Below are 1259 nucleotides of genomic sequence, written 5' to 3' on the forward strand. Positions count from 1 at the left end.
AGGGCATTTATCTGATCGACCGTCCTCTGCAAACGCTTTATTTCCCGCGCGTTGTCATCCAGCAAGTTTCGCAGTAGCTTCAACATCAAAATCACCCTTCGTAAATAAGAGGAACCCGTAAAGGTTCCTCTTCCAAAATAACTCCGGTATTATTGTAGCACCCGCCGGGGATGGTTTCAAGTGCAGACGGCTGCCAGCGGATTTCTGGAGGGTAAAACCTTTAAAACTCGGGCTCAATCAGGCCGTAATTGCCATCCCTGCGCCGGTACACCACGTTGACTTTTTCCGTGTCCGCGTTGGAGAAGACAAAGAAACTGTGACCCAGAAGGTTCATCTGCATGACTGCTTCGTCAACCGACATGGGCTTCATGGCAAACCGCTTGGTACGCACAACCCGGGGGCCTTCTTCCTCCTCCTTCTTATTATTGTCCCCGGCTTTCACTTCCAAGTTCTGGCGGCCAAGGCGGCGGAACAGCTTACCCTTGTAGCGCTCGATTTGTTTTTCCAGTTTTTCCACCACCAGGTCGATGGAGGCGTACATGTCGCCCGTGCTTTCCTCGCCCCGCAAAATGATGCCGTTGATGGGGATGGTCACTTCCACCCGGTGGGAATCCTTTTCCACGGTGAGGGTTACCTGTGCCTCTTCAATCAGGTCGAGATATTTCTCCAGCTTGCCCAGGCGCTTTTCCACATACTCCTTCAAAGCGTTGGTTACTTCCACATTTCTGCCCCGTACCTGCACTTTCATCTGGCACCCTCTCCTTTCTGGTCCCTGTATTTATATTATTCCCGAAAATAACAGGAATTCCTGCCTGTCCCCTGGCAAAAATATCAAAAACCCCGGCCTGGCGGGCCGGGGTTCGTTCCACATTTATAACTTTACGACGTTGGCAGCCTGAGGCCCACGGGCACCCTCCACGATATCAAACTCCACGAGCTGACCTTCGCTGAGGGTCTTAAACCCATCCTCCTGGATGGCCGAGAAGTGAACAAAGACGTCCTTTCCGTCCTCCCTTTCAATAAAACCGTACCCCTTCTCGGTACTGAACCACTTGACTCTTCCTTGCATGAACATTCCTCCTAGCATAAAATCCCGTGGGTGCTCGCACACTCACGCAGGTGAATACTAACATATTCAAGAGCTGATGTCAAGGCCTGCCAGGACGCCGGACTCCATGGCAACCATGTAATCGATCCCGGCTTATTCAGCACCCATACCGGGTACGGCTCAGACCTGCAGCAGACTGAAAGAAATAAAA

2 protein-coding genes are annotated in these 1259 nt (G+C 51.8%); both read right to left on the reverse strand.

Annotated features, from left to right (window positions below):
• Nucleotides 1-220: 220 nt before the first annotated feature.
• The gene (gene hpf, locus ACPLUI_RS14840) at nt 221-748 is read right to left on the reverse strand and encodes a ribosome hibernation-promoting factor, HPF/YfiA family (RefSeq protein WP_424661013.1); all 528 of its coding nucleotides are present in this window, start codon (nt 746-748) and stop codon (nt 221-223) included.
• Nucleotides 749-871: 123 nt separating this feature from the next.
• Nucleotides 872-1069 carry a cold shock domain-containing protein gene (locus tag ACPLUI_RS14845; RefSeq protein WP_424661014.1) on the reverse strand — a complete coding sequence of 66 codons (198 nt, stop codon included), beginning with the start codon at nt 1067-1069 and terminating at the stop codon, nt 872-874.
• Nucleotides 1070-1259 lie beyond the last annotated feature (190 nt).

Source organism: Desulfofundulus sp., assembly GCF_049701015.1.
GTDB lineage: Bacteria > Bacillota > Desulfotomaculia > Desulfotomaculales > Desulfovirgulaceae > Desulfofundulus.

Bases quoted from the DNA above. Each gene is read 5' to 3' on its own strand.
- ACPLUI_RS14845 (WP_424661014.1), bottom strand. From the start codon at position 1,069: ATGCAAGGAAGAGTCAAGTGGTTCAGTACCGAGAAGGGGTACGGTTTT.
- hpf (WP_424661013.1), bottom strand. From the start codon at position 748: ATGAAAGTGCAGGTACGGGGCAGAAATGTGGAAGTAACCAACGCTTTG.